The sequence below is a fragment of the Photobacterium angustum genome (genome assembly GCF_003026365.1).
GTDB classification, from domain to species: Bacteria; Pseudomonadota; Gammaproteobacteria; order Enterobacterales; family Vibrionaceae; genus Photobacterium; species Photobacterium angustum.
Window position 1 is genome coordinate 1 of record NZ_PYOM01000061.1, and the last position, 545, is coordinate 545.

2 tRNA genes are annotated in these 545 nt (G+C 42.4%); both read right to left on the reverse strand.

Going from position 1 to position 545, the window contains the following annotated elements:
- Positions 1-313 precede the first annotated feature (313 nt).
- Positions 314-389, reverse strand: a tRNA-Val gene (locus CTN01_RS22625).
- Between the two features lie 31 nt (positions 390-420).
- A tRNA-Lys gene (locus CTN01_RS22630) sits at positions 421-496 on the reverse strand.
- Positions 497-545: the final 49 nt, after the last annotated feature.

The window sequence follows — 545 nt, forward strand, 5'->3', positions numbered from 1 at the left end:
TTCGTATGTTCAAACAACCAAGGTTTGTGCTTAATACTTCGATCAAGAAAGTATTAAACGTTGGTTTTTCGCCGGACTCGATACAAGACACTTGAATGTGTATTGTTTGAGAACTCGTTTTTATCTACAGATAAAAACATTTTTTAAAATCAATCTATCGATTGAATTTACTAGTCAGCTTTCCAGATTGTTAAAGAGCATGCAATTATCTAACGATAACCACTTTCTAACGATTTTCAGCGACAAAAATGCGGACTTAACAAAGGTATTCTTCATTAAATCTGCGAAATCCGTGCAGAAAACTTTTAGAGAGTGGTGGGCGATACCGGGCTCGAACCAGTGACCCCCTCCTTGTAAGGGAGGTGCTCTCCCAACTGAGCTAATCGCCCACGATAGTTTTAATTCCTTCGTGAGAAAGAATGGTGGGTCGTGCAGGATTCGAACCTGCGACCAATTGATTAAAAGTCAACTGCTCTACCAACTGAGCTAACGACCCATTGGCGTCCCGTAGGGGAGTCGAACCCCTGTTACCGCCGTGAAAGGGC